Raw genomic sequence first — 19,982 nt, 5'->3', positions numbered from 1 at the left:
GGAGGGACGCAATCATTGGATTTGAACACATTTTGCGAGCGGATTCAATTGAGCCCGGGAGCGCGGCGGCAGCTCTCTCTTGTTGAAATGGATGAAGGCGCCTATGCGCGATATAAACAGCTGTTTGTGAATGACCGTTTCCGGTTCTTTGACTCTGTCAAACAGGCAGCGGAGTACAGGAGACTGTTTTTATATTTTTTCGTGAGGTTTGCGGCGGATGCCTACGAGGGGTACCGGATAAGAGGCATTGAGGATGAGGTTTATGACGCTACCTTTTCCGATATCGAGCTGTGGAGCTCCAAATGCAAGGAGGATTACGGCGAATACGGCATCGAGGAATATAACTGGCTGCAGGAGCACGTTCAGCTGAGGCTGTTCAGACTGGGGCGGCTGCAGTTTCAGCCCTATCCTTTTGACCGGGATTTGGTCGCTGATGAAAGACGGATCTATCAGAATCAGATCGTGCTTAATGTGCATATTCCATCCGGTGAGCCGCTGTATCCCGAGCAGGTGGAGGATTCCTTTGAGCGGGCCAGATGTTTTTTTAGAGGTATCACCCCGATCTTTATGTGCCATTCTTGGCTGCTCTTTCCGAAGCTGGCAGAAGTGCTGCCTCCGGACTCCAATATCGTCCTTTTCCAAAAGCATTTTAGAATCTATCATGAAGATCCGGATGCAAGGGAAGCGGAACAACGCATATTTAACCGGTTGGAAGCGGATATAACGAAGTATGAAGAATGTTCATCTTTGCAGCGGAGCGCCAAGGCCTATCTCATGGCAGGGAACAAGCTGGGCAGCGGTTACGGAATCAAATGATGAGGGGAGCTGGTCAAGGATGAATGAAGAGGCTACATCAGATCTGCCCGGGGCGGTGATCCGTATCACGGATTATGGCGCCATACCGGATTCAGGCCAGGATGCGGGTCCCGCGGTTGCACGGGCTATGGAAGCGGTGCGATGGTTGGGGAGGCCTGCAGTGCTGGAATTCCCGCGGGGACAGTATGATTTCTTTCGGGATCAGGCCGTCAAGGCTCCCTATTACATTTCGAACACGGCCTCCGAGGAGGAGCAGGCGGATGTGACCAAATCCATCGGGCTCTTCTTGCATGGTTTAAAGCAGGTGACCGTGGAAGGCAACGGGTCCTTGCTGCTATTCCATGGCAAAATGACTATGTTCGTGCTGGATGCATGCGAGAATATCACGATCAGGAACGTGAACGTGGACTACGCGAGCCCGACCATTGCGGAAATGACCGTGGAATCCATTGGTGAAAAGTACATAGAAACGAGGGTCCATCCGGATTCCCGTTACACGTTGGATGGGGACGGGTTTCATTGGATAGGCGAGGGCTGGAGGTTCAGGGATGGACCGGCGCAGCAGTTTCATCCCCGGGAAAACAGGACATGGCGGATTCCGAACCCGATCAGCGCGGCAGCCCGTGTGGAGGAACGCTCACCGGGCAGACTCCGCTTGCATTACGCTGCGATTCCGGACGTGAGCATTGGCGACGTACTGCAAATGCGCGATGGCATTCGCGACCAGGCGGGAGCCTTCATTCACAGATGCCGGAATATCGTATGGAGCCGCGTCGGGATGCATTACATGCATGGGCTTGGCATGGTCGGGCAGTACAGCGAGAATTTGACCTTCCGGGAAATGGATCTGAGTCCTCGCCAGTCTACGGGGAGGACCGCCGCTGCGTTTGCTGACTTTCTGCATCTGTCGGGAAACCGGGGCAGAATCGAGATTGCGGACTGCCGGTTTGAAGGGGCGCATGACGATGCGATCAACGTTCATGGAACGCATCTGCGGATCATGGAGCAGACAGGACCCAAGCAAATCCGGGTGCGCTTTATGCATGCGCAAAGCTATGGATTTGATGCCTTTTTCCCTGGGGACGACATTGACTTTGTACGCGCGGCAACGTTAACGGTATATGCCTCGGGTCGAGTGGAGCGCGTGACCCGGATCAATCCGCGGGAAATGCTGCTGTCTCTGGAGAGTACCATTAACCAACCGGTTATGCCTACCGATGTGGTAGAAAATGCGACTTGGACGCCGGAGGTACGAATTTGCAGAAATACGTTTGCGAGAATTCCGACCCGGGGCATTCTGGTGACGACAAGACGCCCAGTCGTGATCGAGCAGAATCGGTTCGAACGCATGGAAATGAGCGGCATTCTCGTGGCGGATGATGCGAGCAGCTGGTATGAATCCGGCATGGTGAACGATCTTACGATTCGGGATAACCACTTTATCGAATGCGGAACCGGTGGCCATCCGGTCATCCGGATCGAGCCGGAGGTGCAGGAGGAAGGGGACGGTCAGGCCGTTCATCGGCATATCCGGATTGAAGGGAACACCTTCGACACGCTCGGGAAGGTGCTAGAAGCCCAATACGTGGATCGGTTAACGTTCGCTGGGAATACCATCCGTCGTTCCGACCGGATGCCTGCTTCGTCGGAAAAGGAGGAGGCGGAGAGCTTCATCACGCTTCAGAATTGCACGAATACGCGAATCAAGGATAATTGGCTGTGTTAAATATTCAGGATATAAAAAGACCGTTTTCCGGTTATTCGGAAAGCGGTCGCTTGGTGTTATAAATAATAATTGGTCATGGCTTGATCGCTCGCCAGCACGGCTTCGCTGTCGAGCTTCTTTTTCAAATACGTCTTGTCCGAGGAAATGAAAATGCTCATGATCAAGTCCACGACGAACAGGAAAGTGATGTGGTTGGACATCAGCGCGCTGTTGTTCACCGATATTTTGTCCGGCACGATGATGTTCACGTCCGCGTTCTCCGTAATCGGCGACGAGTCGTAGCAGGTGATCGAGATGGTCTTGACCTGGTTGACCTGCGCGATCGCGACCGTATCGACCACTTCCTTCGTGGACCCGGAGCGGGAGAAGGCGACGACGACGTCTTCCTTGCCCGACTGCGCGGCGGCGATTTTCATGGCGCGGCTGTCATTCAGCGCTTCGGCCATGATGCCGATGATCGACAGGCGATTCTTCAGGGCGATGGCCGCCAGATAGGAATCGAACAGGCCGATAATATAGATCCGACGGGCTCCCGTCAGAATCTCCACCACGCGGTGAAGCTGCTCCTCGGTGACGAGCGCGGATGTATTGACGATGAGCTCATTATAGTCGAGCGCCAGCGCGTCGATCGGGTTGATTTCCCGTCTTTCTTTTTTCTTGGCCTGCATATCCCGGTAAAAAGCATCCTGGGCAAAGGCGATTTTGAAGTCGTTGAAGCCCTTGAAGCCGATCTTTTTGCAAAACCGGTTGATGCTTGTTTCGGATACGCCGATTTCATTGGCAATGGATGTGATCGTGTTGCGCGTAATAAAATCGGGATTGTGTATGACAAAATTGGCAATCTGGTTTTCACCGTAAGTCAATTTTTGGGTTTGGGATACGATTTTTGCAATGACGGCCGGAACCTGTGAAGACATGCTACCTCCTCCTGATCTAACGCTGGAAATGACGAGTCCGTTAATCTCCGCTAGATTTCCCCATTATATCATACGGAGTGAGGTATGGAGAGCGGATTATATCCAGCATTTGCAAGCGGAGAGCTGTTCGGCGAACGCCTCCGCCCGCATCTGTTTCTCTGCGATCAAATACGCATAATCCAGCAAATTGGGCAGGAACGGCAGATCAAGCACTTCCTTGCAAAAAGCATGCGCCGCGATTTCGCTGCACTGCACTACGCTCGATCTTTTCGTATACGGTCCAAGCTTGAATACCTCGATCCGGTCCAGGGCCTCATTCGTAAATGTACCATCGCGGTACTCGAGCCAGTGATAAAATTCATGCGCCAAATGGATGTCAGTCAGGAGCTCCAGCTCATTCCCGGCATCATCTGAACCTCGTCCGAGGACGTCCCTGCATACCTTCTGCATTCCCCTCAGGGAGGACGCGTACAGCGTAACCTGCGGCGGTTTCTTGGCAAAATCGATCTGTGCGCGAAAAGACACGTTATGATAGTCGCCGGATTCATCCGTCACCTCATAGCGGAGCCCTGCATCTTCGCACATCCGCCGGATGCTGCTCCCCTTATACGGCTCTGCTGCCTTGCGGCCTGCATGGAGCGACTCCCTGACATAATATGAAATTCTCGCTTCCGGTATTTTATGAAAAAGCGGATCCTGCCTGAGCTCCATGCATCCGAGCAGTTCATCGGACAGGTCGTTTCGATCGGGCAGGGGAGGGTTAAACAGGGCATGAGCAGGCATACGCGGCGTCTCCTTTCATGGCATTGCGATCAACCAGGATGGCTACTGGTAGGCGACGACCAGCATTTCATCCTGGGCGGCCAGCATTTCGGTTTCAATATCCAGGATGGACAGCAGCTGCTCCTTCGTCTGCATGCCGGTGAGGTCGAGCATTTTTTCCTTATAAAAGACGAATACCTTCGGCAGCGTGGCATTGGCGTCGGAATAGATTGTATTGTCGTCGAGAAAATCGTTAAGAGCCTCTTTCGCGGCTTTGCTGAGCTTGGCATAATGCACATTACTCTTCTTGAAGCGGACTACGCCCTCGCGGTCGAGCACGCTGACGCTGCTGGATTTTTTCTTCAGCAGGCCGAAAAATGATTTTTTGACGCTTTCGCCCGCAAACAGGCTCCAGCGCCCGGTTTGCGCGGCCAGTGTCGTATTCTCCGCAGGCAAATCGATCGAGCTTGCCGCGATTAATTTCATGTCATCGACCGACATCGCTTCCTGCGCCAGATCCTTGGAACGAAGCTCGGTGGAGCCGGTGGCGACGGCGCGGAGAATGTTCTTCTGGTTGTCGATCTCGATCGTCACTTCCACGGTTTCCTCGGAAGCGCCGGATTTGACGATCCGCTCCACAATGTCGGCGCGGATGCGCTTGATGTCCTCGTCGGTTGGATTGACGACGGTGCGTTCCAGCTGCTCCTTGACCATAGCGAGCGCGACGCCAATGGTGGACACGTACGGCGCATTATTGGCGATTTGGGATTTGAATCCCTCGCGCTCCGCCATCGCGGGTACGAGCACGGCACCGCTGCCGCCCCCGCCGACGAGGGTCACGAAGGAACGGTCCAGCTCGTAATCGTCGATCATTTCGTTCACGGTCTTCATCGTCTTGTCGATTGCGATGTTCATTACCTGCCTGGCGGCTTCCTCCACGCTCACACCGACATGATCGGCGAGTGCTTTCCAAGCCTTGAGGGCGGCATCTTTATTTCCCTTGGCGTAGTCGCCCGGAGGGATGTAATCCAGGATGTTCGCCGCACCGGCGAGGGTGTAGGAATATTCCCGGCCGTCTGCGCATTCAAGGATTGCGTATTCGGCGGGATCGCCTTCGCGGGGGCTGACGAATTTCACTTTCGGATCCCGGATATTCTCTGACGGTGCGAAGGCTTCGTACTCCTTGCCGGCGATATGCGCGCTGCGCGGCCCGACATCGGTGATGCGGCCGCCGGCTACCTTGATCATGCTGCCGCCTGCAATCCCGAGCGTGCGCACGTCCAGCGACTGCAGGTAGGTGCGGTGACCGCCGACCTCGGCATTCTTTATCATGACTTTGCCGTTCTTAATGACGGAAATGTCGACGCTGGTGCCGCCGACCTCGAAGAAAATGCCGTCTGATATTTTCTCGTACATGAGCGCTCCGGCGACGCCGGCAGCAAGGCCGGACAGCATCGTCAGGATCGGCCGCTTTCGCACCTCCTCGATGCTCATGACACCGCCGTCGCAGCGCATGATCATGAGCTGCGACTGGATATTCGCGTTCTTGACCGATTTCTCGGTCATGTTCGCGGTCTCCATCATCTTCGGAATGAGGGAGGCGTTCACGACCGCGGTCCGGGTCCGCGTCTTCAGGCCATACAGCTGGCTGATCTCATGGCCGCCGGTGGCATAGATGCCCTTGCGGTTCGCGAGCTCCACGACGCGCAGCTCGTTCGCGGGATCGTCGACGCTGTAGGCTTCGGAGGCGACGATGACTTCGGCGCCTTGGCCCGCCAGCTCCTCGATGGCGGCCTCGATCTGTTCGTCCGTCAGGTTCTTGGAGTCCAGGTACGTATGGAAGGTGTGGAGATACTTGCCCGGCGCAAGCTCGATATCTCCCGGATTCGACTCGGAGCGGGCGCTAAGTCCGTCGAGGCCTGAGCCCATGCCGATGATGCCGACCTTTGCAACGTCGCCCTCCAGCAGGGCATTCGTCGCCTGCGTCGTCCCGTGGGCGATGAAGGTGACGTCCTCCGGCAGGATGCCTTTGCTGCTTAATATTTGATTCAAAATTTGAACGATGCCCTTCGCCACGCCGTCCGGGTCATGGTGAGTGGTCGGGATTTTCATTTTTTCGATGACTTCGAATGTTTCGTGATCGATCAGGGCCGCGTCGGTGAACGTGCCGCCGACGTCGATGCCTACTCGTACCTTTTGTCTCCCCATAATGTCCTCCTGAGATGACGGGCAAAGAGACCGCTGAAGGGATCTTTGCCCGGTTTTTATCTGATACATTGTTATTGATACTGCAGCACTCCGGATGCGGATTATTCTTACGATCGCTGTTGCCCCTGGATTTCTTTTGAACTTTATCTAATGTTTAAATCCACGGTCAAAGCATGTGCTTCCGAAGCAGCTTTCCTGCGGAAAGCTTGTAGGCGAACGCTACGCTTCTCCAGAATAATTCCGCCTCCTCCGTTGAAGCGTAATAACAAACACAACAACCTAAAATCCCAAAATCCCAAAATCCCAAAATCCCAAAATCCCAAAATCCCAAAATCCCAAAATCCCAAAATCCCAAAATCTCAAAATTCTTGAGTCCGAAAGCTTCCATCGGCCCTTTTCATCGAACCCAAGATTGAACCCAAAATCGAACCCAAGATTGAACCCTAAATCGAACCCAATAACAAAATTCCTATTTCAAGCCCTTATCGGCTTTGTTTAATAGTACGGTACAGGTAGGCCAAGGACTTTGTATTGATTCGCATCTATTAACCGTTGCTTCATATCTCTATATTCGAACTTTTTATCTCTAAATCCGAACCCTTCTCTCTAACCTCTCAATCAAAACACCATGAACGCTCCGAAAATTAACGAAATCAGCACGGATGCCATTGTCCACGGCAGCGTCTTTTTCAGAATCTCGTTAATATCGCTCTTCGTGAAATCCGCCACCCAGACGTTATGCGAGTTGGTAGGGTCGGACACGGCCTGCACGTTGCTCACCGCGCGCAGAGCGAGCATGGCTGCCACCGGCGTCATGCCGGCGGAGACGAAGAGGGCGGCAATCCCGCTTCCAAGACCCCATACGTTCAACGGACCGCGGTAGATCGCGAGCGGCGACAGGATCGTGAAGAATAAGATGTACATTACCGGGTTGCCCGGCAGCACTGATTCGATCAGCGGCGAGATGACGGCCGACACCTGCGGCGACATCACCGAGCTCAGCAGGATGCCGATGCCGATCATGAGCCCCATAGCGCCGGCGACATCCTGAATTCCTTCCACCATTGCGCTGGACAGGATATGGATCGGACGCTTCGGCCAGGTGAGCAGGATCGTGACGATCGCGCCAACGATGACTGCCGGTACGATATCGATTTTGAATATAAAGACGAGGGCGACCGGCACAAGCGGGCTGATCAGGGAAATGGTCGGCACCTTTTTGTTATCCCCTGGTGTTGCGGCAGGCATGGCCCAGGCTTTGCGGCCTTTGCCGTCCCTTTTGATGTAGAAGACGATCATGATGAGCGATACGACGATGAGCGGAAGGGCGACAACCAGTGTGTAGTTGGCGATCTTATCGACCGAGAGGCCGAGCACGTCCACGTACACTGCCCAGTTGGACACGTTGAAAAGTGCGCCGACCCCGACGGCCAGCAGGACGACGATGGATGCTACGAATTGGGAAATGCCCGCTGTCAGCATGATCGGAATGACGATCGTACCGACGAGGATGACCATGCCCAGTCCGCCGGCGGCAGAGAAGATGATGGATGCGGTAATGAAGAAAAGAATCGCGATAAGTACGGGTTTATCTCCGGCCAGCTCGGCCGCCTTGCGGATGATGGATTTGGTAATACCGACCTTGTTCAGGATCTGGCCGAACCAGGCGCCGAATACGAGGCCAGCGATAGCGCCGGACAGCTTCATGGAGCCGCCGGCCAGGATGGTCTTGGCGATGGAGGTCACGTCCGGGTTATTCGACATCCACGGCACGCCTGCAATGATCGCGAAGAGGATCGCCATGCAGGGGAGGGCCAGAATGGTCGGCAGCTTGCGTGCCATCATAAGACCTACAAATACGAGAAAGACGAGCAGAATACCGATTGCTTGGAACCACATGGACGTTGTCACAGGAATTTCCCCTCTCAAATGGGCTGCTATGCCAATCTACACTTCCAGATAAGCGCCTTGCTCCTTCAGAATCGTCTGTACTTTCTTGATGTCGATGTCCTGCACGTCCCGGCCCTCCAGCGCAGCGAGCGCTGCAGCAACGCCGCCGCCGTGTCCAATGGCGCCCGTCGTCGGTGTCGTTCTCATCGCTGCCTGCGCCTCGAAGGTGGCCGAGATGCAGCGGCCGATGACAATCAGGTTTCTCACGGAGTCCGTGATCATGCAGGAAAACGGAATGCTGTACATGCCGCCCCATTCCAGCTTCTGATGCTTGGTGCCTTCGCCGTCCGGGCTGTGGATATCGATCGGATAGCCGGAGTGGGCGATAGTATCGTCGAACAGGCGCTGCTCCAATATATCGTCTGCCGTCAGCGTGTACACGCCTTTGATCTGACGCGAGCCGCGAACACCGATGTTCGGTCCCGTGGACTCGACGACCGCGTTCTCGAAGCCCGGAATGTATTTACGCACGAATAGCTCGAGCTCCCGGCACTGCTTGCGGCCTTCCATTTCCGCCCGGCTCAGGCTGAGCGCGTCTGTGGCATCATGGCCGAGGATGCGGGTGGTGTTCAGGATGACCTCGCCCGGGTTGTTCGTTTCGAAGAACAGGATGTTCTCGCGCGGAATGGAGATCTCGCCGCGTTCCTTTGCCGTCCGGAAGAGGCTGTCAAAGCCGCCGACCGACAGGCGGGGAGCTTTCTCGATAATGGAGGTATCTCCGTTATATAGCGGAAAGTCCTCGGGATGGCTGTGAATATACTCCTTGACCTTGGGAATGTCGACGTTGTACATTTTCATCTTCAGGGTCATCGGCTGGGTTGCGCCGTCAGACTCCCGTCCCTTCGTGTATTCGACGCCTGCGCCTGCGGACAGGTCGCCGTCGCCCGTGGCATCGATGAAGACGGAGGCCCGGATTTCACCGATGCCTGACTTGTTGCATACCTGAATCGCGGTTATGCGTCCATGTTCCGTATGAACTCCGGCCAGCATCGTATGGTACAGAATGTCGCCGCCGGCTTCGGTTACCATCAGCTCCAATTCATGCTTCATCGCTTCGGCATCGAAAGGGGTGACGGAGTATGTAAAGCCTACCGTATCGAAAATATGGCCTGGTGATTTGCCAAGCTTCTTCAGCCGTTCAATCAGCTGATCCGTAAACCCTTGAATGGCCAGCTTGTCGCCGGCATGGAACGTCATCATCGGTCCGACGCCGTTCGCCGTCAGCGTACCGCCGAGAAAACCATGGGATTCGATAATCAGCGTACGGGCACCCGTTTTCGCCGCCGCGATGGCCGCCATCGAACCGGAAATACCTCCGCCCATAACCACTACGTCATATTGCTTCATGTTTTCCACTCCTCGTTGTGCAAGATGGATTTCCTTTTAATGCCTATAGGCTAACAAAAACCAAATCATTTGTAAACGCTTTTAGAAAATAATTTTCTAAATATCCGCAAATATAGAAAATCATTTACGGAAAGTTATACTAGATTTATATACTCCGCTCGATGGAAAAACAGAACAAAAAAAGAAGACCTTCCGGAGCTCGAATGCTCCCGAAAGTCTTCTTATTGCCTAATTCTAAACTGCGGATTCTATTTCGTGATGCTTCGCTGCTTTTGCAGCAAATCTCTTTTTACCACTAACTTCAATGTTCATTACTGAGCTGTCATTTCCCGTTCGTTGAAAGCTGCAACTCTTCCTTCTTATCTTTCCATTCGACAGTAACATGGATGATTTCTTCTTTCTGAGGAACGGCGCCATTGCTCCCAGATACATGAATGAGTTCTTTGCGCTCTGACAATTCTGTCTCTGCACTTCCTCCACCTGATGATGCAGAGAATCTATAATGGACTTTACCAACTTCAGAAGGGTTTTCCCCTTTATATGTTAGCGTCAATCTGGATTGATGAATATCACGATTAAGGTCCGTAACGGCATAGCTTGCTGACCAGTTCTTACTTTCCCCAGTATATAAGATAGAGGAACCATTAAAACATCCGGACAATAAAATAACGCCGAGTATACAAACCAGTACTTTATGGACAAGAATCCCTCCCTTACACAGGAATAAAGCTCACATATTAAAAACGGAATAAGAAATGGATTTGTTACGAATTACCTGATCAGCACTGATGTAAGATCGATGCTGCGAAATCCAACTTGGACCAACTATCCTGCATTGGCATATCAAGAAGGAGAAACAAAAAAAGCCGCCGGATTCTCTCCGAACGGCTGTAAAGGATGATAGGTTCCGGAAGGGGGATGGAGTAGCCCTCGGAATTTTAAAATAATTAAATTACATATTAGTCACGGACTTTCTGTATTTATCCACTTCCGGCGTCAGGGTATCGTTGTTCTTGTCGAGCACATCCAGGAAGCCCTTGATGGTTTTCAGGTAACCGCTCTTCGTCACGTCGCCTTTGCTGACGGCTGCCTGCAGGGCTGCTTTGGCCTCCGAGTCGACTTTTTTAGTGTCATAATCGAACATCGGCGTGTTGTTCAAGCCATACAGGGACGTGCTCAAGTATTGGTTGTACAGGCTTTTGACCTGGGCTGAACGGTTCGAATACGCGAAGCTCTTCAGGAAAGCCTCCTGCGCCAGCGCGCGCTTGGTTACTTCTGTCCAGCCGATCGAGAGGGCGGCATCATTCGCGAACGGAGCTTTGGTCTCTGTGGTCATGATATCGATATAGCTCTTGATGTCAGCAGATACATACGAACGGACCTTTTGGAATCTCGGATAATCGAGAACCAGGTAGTACATGCCTTCGGATGTATCCAGGCGATAGCCGCTGTCGCAGGCGCCTTTGAACAGGCTTTTCAGGCTCTTATCGCTTGTTTTGTTGATGAGGGAGGTCAGGTCATCACCGGATTTCATCAGCTTCATGAGCGTGGACTGGATGCGGTCTTTGAAGAACTTGTCGTTCCAGGCGTCCAGATTAGCTTTCTCGGCATTCTCTACCCGCAGCACCATCATCGAAGCTTGCCATGGCGACATTTGATAGATGTTCTTCTCCATATAGCTCACGGCTTCGGCCTGCTTGGACGGATTTGTGAGCAGCTTCATCAAGTTATTGAAAATTGCGTTCTGATGTGCCGTTTTGGCGGATGCGGAGCTTGATGACGAGACGGCTTTGGGAGCGGCGGTTGTTCCGGCGGCATGAACCGCTCCGGCACCGGCTTGTAATGACATCGCTGCGATCAGGGCAGCGGCAGTAATTGCGGATTTGTTGAATTTCATGGAAAAGCACCTCCAAGGTTTCGTTGTTATCCTCATATTACCCGCGTGTTGTTTCGTCAAGGCGTCCGATTGTTTCGAACCTGTAAACATTTGAAGCAAAACTCGGAAACAATTCACGGGTTCCCCCTGGAGAGCTTGGAAGCATGCAAAAAAACATCTCAGCCTCCAGCAAACGCGGTTTAGCGTTCGGAGCTGAGATGTTGTGCTTTCAGCGACGTTTATTTCGATTTGCGTAAAAAGATGAATTTCAGTCCAAGAAATCCGATGAGGCAAAGCACCAGGCTGATCCAAGGCTTAATGGTAAAGACCGGCAGCATGGTGCGGAGCGAGAAGCCGATCACCATCACGACGACCGCGACGATCACATACACGCCGATGCCTTTCAGGTTGATTCCCGGCTTCGCGTTGTCTGCTTCCTGTGATTTGCCCATCGTCTTCGTCAAGGTTTCCATCACCAGAATGGAGCCCACAGCCACCAGAATGATCGCCAGCAGGCTGATGCGGTTCACCGGGCTGCCGCTGTAGCCGGCAAGCTGTGCACCGAAGCCGATAATCGCCTCCACGAGGAAAAGAATGGTCAGCGCCGTCCAGGCAATCATCGCGTAATAGGCCGGTCCCTCGATCGGCTTGACCGCAGGTAACGATTCAATGACCGAACGGGCGAAGGCTTCTGCGTCCCCGCCGAACAGCTTGGATGCCGACTGTCCTTTCTTCTGCGCGTCAAGGACATTCTGCGCGAGTTCAAGCAGCCGCCGTTCGGCCTGCTGCCGCTCCGCGCGGCTGTCGCGTACGCAGACGACGATGGTTTCATAGAAATCCCGGTTCGCCGGGGTCATCTGCTCCCGCAGACGGTTGTTCTCTTGTATCATTTGTCTTGTTGTCATATCCGTTCCTCCGTATACAACAAGTATAGGAACAGAAACCGCCGATGACAAGGGCAGCTCGTTTTTGGCCCGTCCCCGCCTATTCCTTATAAAAAAGCTGTTCATAGTGCAGTGCCACGTAGATGACCGCCAGCACGACGCAGGCGGCGAGCACCCAAGACAGGGGATGCTCACGTATTTGCGATATCAGTTGCTGCCACATTGTCATGTCCCTTTCTGAACACGGTTCTGACCGTAGTTTCCGTCACATGCGGTCATTCCATACCAGATACACTTCTTATTTCACTAAAAAGCCATTCAAATGTGGATTGACACAACAGAAGGACCGATGCTAATATGAATTTCAAATCTAATTCTTATTAAACTTATCGGAATTATAAAATATATGGAATGATGTTTTTTAAACGCTGCTTTCTTATAAGTAAGGACAGAAATAATGTATACATGGGGGAATGAACAATGGAGAGACATATCACGATTCGCCATGGTCAGGAAGAACTTACCGCAAGCCTTCACTATCCTGCGCAGCCGGAAGGGACGAACGGACGCTGCGGCGAGCGGGCGCCGCTCGTAGTCATCTGCCACGGATTCGTCGGAAGCCGCGTAGGCGTGGACCGCTTGTTCGTCAAGACGGCACGGGAGCTGGCCGGGGAAGGATACATGGTGCTGCGCTTCGACTATGCCGGATGCGGCGAAAGCAGCGGCCATTACGGAAGGGAAGGTCTGGAGTCCATGATTGCGCAAACCCGGAGCGTGTTGGATTATGCCCTCGACTGCGGGAACGTTGATCCGTCCCAGGTAACGCTGATCGGGCACAGTCTGGGCGGGGCGGTCGCGATTCTTACAGCTGTGCGGGACCGCAGGGTGAAGAACCTCATTCTGTGGTCGGCCGTCGGCTATCCGCTGAACGATATTTTGAAGATCACCGGCCGGGACGTTTATGACCATGCGGTAAAAACCGGCAGCTCCGATTATCTCGGCTTCGAGTTTGCGCCTTCCTTTTTCGATTCGCTCGGAACATATCAGCCTTTCCAGGAGGCCGTCAAATTCGCAGGCAATGTCCTTGTCGTACATGGCACGTCGGATGACACGATTCCTGTGGACTACGCGTTCCTGTATCAGAAGGTGTTCTGGATGCGTTCCGAAGGCCGTTGCGACAAGGAAATCATTTTCCAGGGAAACCATACCTATTCGTCAGGCTCGCACTGCGGACAGCTGATTCACCGGACGAAGGAATGGTTAAACGAGCAGAAGAACCTGCAACAGGATTGGCAGCACTGGATGATCTGACATAGAAACGCATACACTCTATACATTACACGAAATCAATCAAGCCAGCAGTGATACTAGAGATTGGAAATATCTCTTCATACACGGTAAAATATAAGTAGCAACTTATACTGGCGTGTGGAGGTTGACATCGATGACATTACCATCTTTATTTGTAGCGCACGGTTCACCTATGCTCGCCCTGGAAGATAACGGATACACGCACTTTCTTGCGAATCTGGGACGGGAGCTTCCGAAACCGGAGGCTATCGCGATTTTCTCGGCGCATTGGGACAGTCCCGACCAGTCTGTTAGCGTGGATGAATCCCATGGTACGATGCATGACTTTTACGGTTTTCCGGAAGCCATGTACGAACTGCGGTATCCGGCTCCGGGCTCTGCATCGCTTACCCAGCGGATTGGCCAGCTGTTCGACGCAGGCAATCTATCCTATCAGCCGGTTTTGGGAAGGGGTCTGGACCACGGGGCGTGGGTCGTTTTGCAGAAAATGTACCCGGACGCTGACATTCCGGTTGTGGAGCTGTCCGTGGATTCCAGACGTTCGCCCGCAGAGCAGTATGCGATCGGCGCCATGCTGAAGGAGCTGCGCCAGCAGAATGTGCTGGTCATCGGCAGCGGCGGACTCGTGCATAACTTACGCATGATCGGCCAATCGGATGAAGCCGACGACTGGGCGATGGAGTTCGACGAATGGATCGCCAAACGGCTGGAGGGCTGGAAGGTCCAAGAGCTGTTTGATTACGACAAAAAAGCTCCGTATGTCCGCCAGGCGGTGCCCTCTTACGGAGTAGAGCATTTCATTCCTTTGTTCTATGCCATGGGCGCGGCGGATGATGACCGCCAGGCCAAGCGTCTCTATCAGGCTTACCAGTACGGTAATCTTAGCCTGAACTGCTGGATGTTCGGTTCCTAAGAGGCAGGGTAACAGCGGAGAGAAATGCAGTAACGATGAACGTGGATGAGCCGGGCTGGAAGTTCCAGCCCGGCTCTTTGTGGTTGTCTTTTTATTCATTCGACTTATTAAGCTGCGCCTTTGGTCTTCTTCATGCCGCCTTGCGGTGCAGGTGCGGGAGCAACATCATGGTTGTTCTTGTGGAAGAGGCCGCGTAGATAAGGCATTACCCAGTGGTCAAGTCCGATGCGTCCGGCGTTAGCAGCAGCGACGACGATGAAGATCTCCAGCAGTACCATTTGGGCGTTGGTGCTTACGGTGCCCGAGAAGAGGAAGGCGAAGTTCATCACCATGCCCATCAGGGCTGCGAAGGTGGTGAAGGTACCCAGGATGAGTCCGAGACCTACCAGTGTTTCACCAAGCGGGATGACGACGTTGAACAATTTCACGCCAGGCAGTGCGCCGTGCTCCAGGAATGCCGCCCACCAGCCTTGTACGGCGGGGTGATCGCCGCTTGCTTTGGCGATAGCGCCTTGCAGGAAGCCTCCGGCATCGAATCCGCCGGTTAATTTCTCAAGGCCGCCTTTGAACCAGGTATATCCAAGGTAGATCCGGACCACCGTCAGTAACCACATTGCCACTTTGTTATTTCTCAGCCAGTTGTTGAACATTACAATCCACTCCTCAAATGTTTTAATGTTATTTCAGGAAGCTCTAGATAGCTGTTAATCTTGGTGTTTAGCTTCTTTGTTTTTGATGGAAGATGATCATCTCTTTCATGTCTTTATTATATGTGAAACATTTCACATGACATGTGATTTAAATCACAATTTTAAATAAAAATTTAATTTAATTTTGAAAGCCTTTACATCATGGGGTTCGTAGCGAGGACTAGATTTGTATTAGCTGCGGGATCTTTAAATGGATTGGAAGGTGAAGCCGGAGTATGGAAAAGTGAGCAGAACCGGCAACCCGGTTTCGGCTCTTGGTGATTAGGGACGTGGTTATTCTTTTTTGGCATGCGTCCACAAAGGTTGTTCATTGCGGGTTTTTCAAGACAAAGCTTCCCTTTTATGCTTAAATGGGAGGAAAAGTAAGGCTGGAGGGGAGAATCGACCAAACGAAAGGCTTGCACGTTGGGAGAGGCCGTTCGAACAAGATCAAGGGGGAATGAAAGGATATGAAGAGTCGATTGGGGATCAGCAGAAACGGAATGAGGAGCATCATGCTGTGCGTGATCGTAAGCGCTTCACTTCTGGCTGGATGCGGCCAACAGAACGCTGAAACGCCCAAGGAACCGGTCGTGGAGGAACAGATGCCTCTGGAGGAGCCGGCCCCGGAGAACCCGGTGCCATCGGGAGAGCCGGAACAAGCTGCCTTTACGGCGCCGCTGACCGGACTGCCCATGGATCACGCGCCTACGTCCCGTCCGCTGTCCATCATGATCAACAATGCGCCGGCCGCGCGTCCGCAGTCCGGGCTGACCCAAGCGGACATCGTATACGAGGTGCTGGCCGAAGGTGGCATTACGCGTCTGATCGGCATTTTCCAAAGTAAAGGCACTGATGAAAAGATTGGCCCGATCCGCAGCATCCGTCCCTATCTGATCGATCTTGGCGAGAGCTACGGCGGCGTGCTCGTGCATGCGGGCGGCAGCAATGATGCCTATGCGATCCTGCAAAAGCAGCATAAGGAAGATCTCGATGAAATCGGCAACGCGGGGGCATACTTCTGGAGAGACAAGACGCGCAAGGCACCCCATAATCTGTATTCGGATGCAGACAAGCTCAGAGCAGGGGCAGACAAGCTGCGGTACGCGAAGGAAGTGGACATCCCCTCTTACGCGTTCCGGGCCGACGATGAGCTTCCAGAGGGCGAGAGCGCGTCCGGCGTTGACATCACCTTTCTGCTGAAAAGCTACAAGGTATCTTACCAATACCATGAAGCAAGCAAGATGTATCTGCGCTCCATTAACGGTAAGCCCCATGTCGATTTGAATACGGGACAGCAGCTGTCGGCAACGAACGTGGTCATTTTGGGAGCGGACCATAAGACGCTCGATGACGTTGGCCGCCTGGCCGTCAATGTTGAGAAAGGCGGGGAAGCGATTCTGCTGCAGCGGGGGAAGGTCCTGAGAGGACAATGGGTGCGTGCCAAGAATGACGTGATCCGCTTCGTGAAGGACGGGCAGGAGGTGCCGCTGTATCCGGGTACCACATATTTCAATATCGTACCCAATGCGCCAACCTTCGACAGCCATCTGCAAATACATCAGCCGTAGGCCATTGATGACGAATGATATGAAAATACTGGAATAGCACATTCCAGCCCTTGGATATTTTTGTGGAGGATTGGGTAATGTAAGGTATGAAAACCTGCGAGTACCTTTACATTGCGTTAAAATAGAAGGGGCGTTATCTTTACAAAATACGCCGCGGATTGATAAAATAGTTGGGGTTGTCACTTTTGTCGTTTTCGCGCGTTCACGGCAATTTTAAGTAAAGGGGTTATCGTATGAAATTGAAGAAAAAGGACATATTTTTCCAAACCTTGGAGAATATGGCCGATACGATTGTACAAGCTGCCGATTATTTCGCACAGCGTGTAGCCAATCTCGAAGATGTGCTTCTTTTTGCCAATGAAATGAAGAAGTTTGAGTCGCAGTGTGACGAGTACACACACACCATTATTACGGAACTCAACAAAACGTTTATAACGCCGATTGAACGCGACGACATCATGGATTTGACGACCACTTTGGATGATGTAATGGACGGACTGGAAGCTTGTGCTTCACGTTTCGATATGTATCATCTCCCGGACCCGGACGAGTATATCGTGCAGTTTGCGGAAATTTTGCGGCAGTCGGCCTACGAGATTCAGAAGGCGATCCACCTGCTGTCACAGAAAAAGCTGCTTGCGATCCGCGAATACACCATTCGTCTGAACGATCTGGAGAACCAAGGGGACGAGCTGCTTCGCATCTGCATCAAAGAGCTGTTCGCGAAAGTGACGGACCCGATCGAGCTGATCAAGCGCAAAGAGATTTACGAACGGCTTGAAACCACCACCGATGCGTGTGAAGACGTGGCCAATATGCTGGAATCGATCATTATGAGCAACTCGTAAGGGGCCTACTAAAACATGGATACATCATCAATCTTCGTTATAGGCATTGTCATCTTCCTGGCGCTGGCGTTCGACTTTATCAACGGTTTCCATGACACGGCCAACGCGATTGCAACCTCGGTATCGACGCGCGCGCTGAAGCCGCGTACGGCGATCATCCTGGCAGCGGCCATGAACTTCCTTGGAGCCATTCTCTTTACGGGCGTCGCGAAGAAAATCGGCGGAAGCGTTACGGATCCGACGACGCTCGATAACGGTCTGGAAGTGGTGACGGCCACGCTGCTTGCTGCGATCATCTGGAACCTGGCGACCTGGTGGCTCGGTATTCCGTCCTCCTCCTCGCATGCGCTCATCGGTGCTTTGGCCGGTGCAGTGTTTGTCGGAGCCGGTTCGGATCACCTCAAGTGGAGCGGATTCATTGAGATCGTAGAAGGACTGCTGCTGTCTCCGCTGATTGCATTTGTCATCGGTTATATCATCATGACGATACTCAAGTGGATATTTGCCAAGAGGAGCCCTCATACCGTCAACAAAGGCTTCCGTACGATGCAGATCCTGACCGCTGCTGCGCAGTCTTTTACGCACGGCACGAATGATGCGCAAAAAGCGATGGGGATCATCACCTTCGCACTCGTGACGTCGGGGCATCTGGAAAGTCTTGAAGTACCGCTGTGGGTTAAAATCGCGGCAGCGACCTCCATGGCGCTCGGCACCTCCATCGGCGGCTGGAAGATCATCAAGACGATGGGAACGAAAATTTTCAAAATCGAGCCGATTCACGGATTTGCGGCTGACTTTACCTCCGCCTCGGTCATCTTCGGCGCGACTCTGCTGCATCTGCCCGTCAGCACGACCCATGCGGTGACCTCCGCGATCCTCGGCGTAGGCAGCGCGAAGCGTTTCTCCGAAGTGAAGTGGTCGCTGGCTGGACGAATCGTCATTACATGGTTTATTACCATTCCGATTTCGGCCATACTGGCAGGCATTATTTTTAAAATATTATTTTAGATAAAACAATAGGATTAGAGTGGGGGCCAATCGTTGAGGTTGGCTTTTTTGTTTGCCCATGAAGCCGCTGATTTCGTGATTCACGGGCCGATAGGGTACAATAATGCTGTGAAGGTTGACAGGATGAACCCGGTTGAAGCTGGAGCAGCAGCTGCCAAGAACGAAAGGAGCAAGTACATAACGATGATACGCACGCTGGCCATTACCCGTACGCATGAGGTGGTGACGGACATACCGCTGGAGAAGCTCCAGCCGGACGATTACGCATGGATCTGGGTGGATTTCAATGCACCGACGCCGGAGGAATCTGCATATTTGACGACGTATTTTCATTTTCACCCGCTGGCGGTCGAGGATTGCCTGCATGTGCTGCAGCGCCCGAAGCTGGATTATTATGATGATTTGCAGTTCTTCGTCCTGCACGCGCTGGACCCGGACACGCTGCGGGTCGAGGAAGTCGATCTGTTTCTCGGGCAGAACCTGATCGTATCGTTCCATAACGCCTTGCTGCAGGAGGTGGATCAGTCGTGGGCCGAGATTATTCAGCATGCCCATGACCGCAAAATTTGGTCGCGCGGACCGGTCTCTTGCGCTTATAACGTGATGGACAAGCTGGTTGACAAGTATTTCCCCAGCGTCTTCAGCATCGAGGATGAGCTGGCGGAGCTGGAGAACCGCGGCAGTACCGAGTCCATCGAGGAATTGATGAACCAGGTGTTCGACCTGCGGGGACGCCTTCTGAAGCTGCGCCGAACCGTGGTGCCGATGCGCGACCTGATGTACCGGATCGTCAACTCGCAGCATATTCAGAGCAATACCGAGCATAAAGTGTATTTCGGCGACATCTACGATCATCTGCTGAAGCTGACCGACATGATCGAAGCGGACCGCGAAATGACGGCGGATCTGCGTGACAGCTACATATCGCTGAACTCGAACCGGATGAACTCCATCATGAAGACCCTCACGGTCATTACGACCGTGTTCATGCCGCTCACGCTCATAGCCGGCATCTATGGAATGAATTTCGCCCGCATGCCGGAGCTGGACTGGACATGGGGCTATCCAGCTGTGCTGCTTCTCATGTTCGTCCTCGGAGGCGGGATGGTGCTGTGGTTCCTGAAACGGGGATGGTTTAAGTAAGTAGGGGCCTGTT

Annotated in this window: 18 protein-coding genes; 8 read left to right on the top strand and 10 right to left on the bottom strand. The window is 53.0% G+C overall.

Going from position 1 to position 19,982, the window contains the following annotated elements; genetic code table 11:
• Positions 1 to 15: 15 nt before the first annotated feature.
• Positions 16 to 816 (top strand): acyltransferase domain-containing protein, encoded by an 801-nt coding sequence (locus ACTHPM_RS24475; protein WP_440397332.1) that lies wholly within the window; start codon positions 16 to 18, stop codon positions 814 to 816.
• A gap of 19 nt (positions 817 to 835) precedes the next feature.
• Complete coding sequence (locus ACTHPM_RS24470) at positions 836 to 2,542, top strand: alpha-1,3-galactosidase-related protein (protein WP_440397333.1); 1,707 nt, start codon at positions 836 to 838, stop codon at positions 2,540 to 2,542.
• Positions 2,543 to 2,598: 56 nt separating this feature from the next.
• On the opposite strand, the gene ACTHPM_RS24465 is transcribed toward ACTHPM_RS24470, so the two are convergent.
• The 9 genes from ACTHPM_RS24465 to ACTHPM_RS24425 form a co-directional block, all read right to left on the bottom strand.
• Entirely contained in the window at positions 2,599 to 3,459 is an 861-nt protein-coding gene (locus ACTHPM_RS24465; protein ID WP_440397334.1) for a MurR/RpiR family transcriptional regulator, read from the bottom strand.
• Positions 3,460 to 3,555: 96 nt separating this feature from the next.
• Positions 3,556 to 4,242, bottom strand: a complete 687-nt coding sequence (locus ACTHPM_RS24460; protein WP_440397335.1) for a hypothetical protein — start codon at positions 4,240 to 4,242, stop codon at positions 3,556 to 3,558.
• A gap of 42 nt (positions 4,243 to 4,284) precedes the next feature.
• Entirely contained in the window at positions 4,285 to 6,429 is a 2,145-nt protein-coding gene (locus ACTHPM_RS24455) for a hydantoinase/oxoprolinase family protein (RefSeq protein WP_440397336.1), read from the bottom strand.
• 618 nt (positions 6,430 to 7,047) lie between these two features.
• On the bottom strand, positions 7,048 to 8,340 hold the full coding sequence (locus ACTHPM_RS24450) for a citrate transporter (RefSeq protein WP_440397338.1): 1,293 nt from the start codon (positions 8,338 to 8,340) through the stop codon (positions 7,048 to 7,050).
• A 36-nt stretch (positions 8,341 to 8,376) separates the two neighbouring features.
• Positions 8,377 to 9,726: an FAD-dependent oxidoreductase gene (locus ACTHPM_RS24445; RefSeq protein WP_440397339.1), complete on the bottom strand. Its 1,350-nt coding sequence runs from the start codon at positions 9,724 to 9,726 to the stop codon at positions 8,377 to 8,379.
• 322 nt (positions 9,727 to 10,048) lie between these two features.
• Complete coding sequence (locus ACTHPM_RS24440; protein WP_440421710.1) at positions 10,049 to 10,279, bottom strand: hypothetical protein; 231 nt, start codon at positions 10,277 to 10,279, stop codon at positions 10,049 to 10,051.
• Between the two features lie 399 nt (positions 10,280 to 10,678).
• On the bottom strand, positions 10,679 to 11,623 hold the full coding sequence (locus ACTHPM_RS24435; protein WP_440397341.1) for a hypothetical protein: 945 nt from the start codon (positions 11,621 to 11,623) through the stop codon (positions 10,679 to 10,681).
• Between the two features lie 218 nt (positions 11,624 to 11,841).
• Positions 11,842 to 12,507: a DUF1129 family protein gene (locus ACTHPM_RS24430; protein WP_440397342.1), complete on the bottom strand. Its 666-nt coding sequence runs from the start codon at positions 12,505 to 12,507 to the stop codon at positions 11,842 to 11,844.
• Positions 12,508 to 12,586: 79 nt separating this feature from the next.
• Positions 12,587 to 12,709, bottom strand: a complete 123-nt coding sequence (locus ACTHPM_RS24425) for a hypothetical protein (protein ID WP_440397343.1) — start codon at positions 12,707 to 12,709, stop codon at positions 12,587 to 12,589.
• Positions 12,710 to 12,966: 257 nt separating this feature from the next.
• On the opposite strand from ACTHPM_RS24425, the gene ACTHPM_RS24420 reads away from it, so the two are divergent.
• Positions 12,967 to 13,797 carry an alpha/beta hydrolase gene (locus ACTHPM_RS24420; RefSeq protein ID WP_440397344.1) on the top strand — a complete coding sequence of 277 codons (831 nt, stop codon included), beginning with the start codon at positions 12,967 to 12,969 and terminating at the stop codon, positions 13,795 to 13,797.
• A 133-nt stretch (positions 13,798 to 13,930) separates the two neighbouring features.
• Positions 13,931 to 14,710 carry a DODA-type extradiol aromatic ring-opening family dioxygenase gene (locus ACTHPM_RS24415; protein WP_440397345.1) on the top strand — a complete coding sequence of 260 codons (780 nt, stop codon included), beginning with the start codon at positions 13,931 to 13,933 and terminating at the stop codon, positions 14,708 to 14,710.
• 107 nt (positions 14,711 to 14,817) lie between these two features.
• On the opposite strand, the gene ACTHPM_RS24410 is transcribed toward ACTHPM_RS24415, so the two are convergent.
• Entirely contained in the window at positions 14,818 to 15,360 is a 543-nt protein-coding gene (locus ACTHPM_RS24410) for a DoxX family protein (RefSeq protein WP_440397346.1), read from the bottom strand.
• Positions 15,361 to 15,869: 509 nt separating this feature from the next.
• On the opposite strand from ACTHPM_RS24410, the gene ACTHPM_RS24405 reads away from it, so the two are divergent.
• The 4 genes from ACTHPM_RS24405 (at position 15,870) to corA (ending at position 19,969) form a co-directional block, all read left to right on the top strand.
• Complete coding sequence (locus tag ACTHPM_RS24405) at positions 15,870 to 16,970, top strand: DUF3048 domain-containing protein (RefSeq protein ID WP_440397347.1); 1,101 nt, start codon at positions 15,870 to 15,872, stop codon at positions 16,968 to 16,970.
• Positions 16,971 to 17,203: 233 nt separating this feature from the next.
• The gene (locus ACTHPM_RS24400) at positions 17,204 to 17,818 is read left to right on the top strand and encodes a DUF47 domain-containing protein (protein ID WP_440397348.1); all 615 of its coding nucleotides are present in this window, start codon (positions 17,204 to 17,206) and stop codon (positions 17,816 to 17,818) included.
• Positions 17,819 to 17,833: 15 nt separating this feature from the next.
• Positions 17,834 to 18,826 (top strand): anion permease, encoded by a 993-nt coding sequence (locus tag ACTHPM_RS24395; protein ID WP_440397349.1) that lies wholly within the window; start codon positions 17,834 to 17,836, stop codon positions 18,824 to 18,826.
• Positions 18,827 to 19,009: 183 nt separating this feature from the next.
• Positions 19,010 to 19,969, top strand: coding sequence for a magnesium/cobalt transporter CorA (corA, locus tag ACTHPM_RS24390; protein WP_440397587.1), 960 nt, complete (start codon positions 19,010 to 19,012; stop codon positions 19,967 to 19,969).
• Positions 19,970 to 19,982: the final 13 nt, after the last annotated feature.

The sequence above is a fragment of the Paenibacillus sp. SAFN-054 genome (assembly GCF_051966755.1).
GTDB lineage: Bacteria > Bacillota > Bacilli > Paenibacillales > Paenibacillaceae > Paenibacillus_AQ.
The sequence above is the reverse complement of the archived record's forward strand: the minus strand, read 5'-3'. Positions and strand labels throughout refer to the sequence as shown.

Bases quoted from the DNA above. Each gene is read 5' to 3' on its own strand.
- ACTHPM_RS24470 (WP_440397333.1), top strand. From the start codon at position 836: ATGAATGAAGAGGCTACATCAGATCTGCCCGGGGCGGTGATCCGTATC.
- ACTHPM_RS24465 (WP_440397334.1), bottom strand. From the start codon at position 3,459: ATGTCTTCACAGGTTCCGGCCGTCATTGCAAAAATCGTATCCCAAACC.
- ACTHPM_RS24460 (WP_440397335.1), bottom strand. From the start codon at position 4,242: ATGCCTGCTCATGCCCTGTTTAACCCTCCCCTGCCCGATCGAAACGAC.
- ACTHPM_RS24455 (WP_440397336.1), bottom strand. From the start codon at position 6,429: ATGGGGAGACAAAAGGTACGAGTAGGCATCGACGTCGGCGGCACGTTC.
- ACTHPM_RS24445 (WP_440397339.1), bottom strand. From the start codon at position 9,726: ATGAAGCAATATGACGTAGTGGTTATGGGCGGAGGTATTTCCGGTTCG.
- ACTHPM_RS24435 (WP_440397341.1), bottom strand. From the start codon at position 11,623: ATGAAATTCAACAAATCCGCAATTACTGCCGCTGCCCTGATCGCAGCG.
- ACTHPM_RS24430 (WP_440397342.1), bottom strand. From the start codon at position 12,507: ATGACAACAAGACAAATGATACAAGAGAACAACCGTCTGCGGGAGCAG.
- ACTHPM_RS24425 (WP_440397343.1), bottom strand. From the start codon at position 12,709: ATGTGGCAGCAACTGATATCGCAAATACGTGAGCATCCCCTGTCTTGG.
- ACTHPM_RS24420 (WP_440397344.1), top strand. From the start codon at position 12,967: ATGGAGAGACATATCACGATTCGCCATGGTCAGGAAGAACTTACCGCA.
- ACTHPM_RS24415 (WP_440397345.1), top strand. From the start codon at position 13,931: ATGACATTACCATCTTTATTTGTAGCGCACGGTTCACCTATGCTCGCC.
- ACTHPM_RS24410 (WP_440397346.1), bottom strand. From the start codon at position 15,360: ATGTTCAACAACTGGCTGAGAAATAACAAAGTGGCAATGTGGTTACTG.
- ACTHPM_RS24405 (WP_440397347.1), top strand. From the start codon at position 15,870: ATGAAGAGTCGATTGGGGATCAGCAGAAACGGAATGAGGAGCATCATG.
- ACTHPM_RS24400 (WP_440397348.1), top strand. From the start codon at position 17,204: ATGAAATTGAAGAAAAAGGACATATTTTTCCAAACCTTGGAGAATATG.
- ACTHPM_RS24395 (WP_440397349.1), top strand. From the start codon at position 17,834: ATGGATACATCATCAATCTTCGTTATAGGCATTGTCATCTTCCTGGCG.
- corA (WP_440397587.1), top strand. From the start codon at position 19,010: ATGATACGCACGCTGGCCATTACCCGTACGCATGAGGTGGTGACGGAC.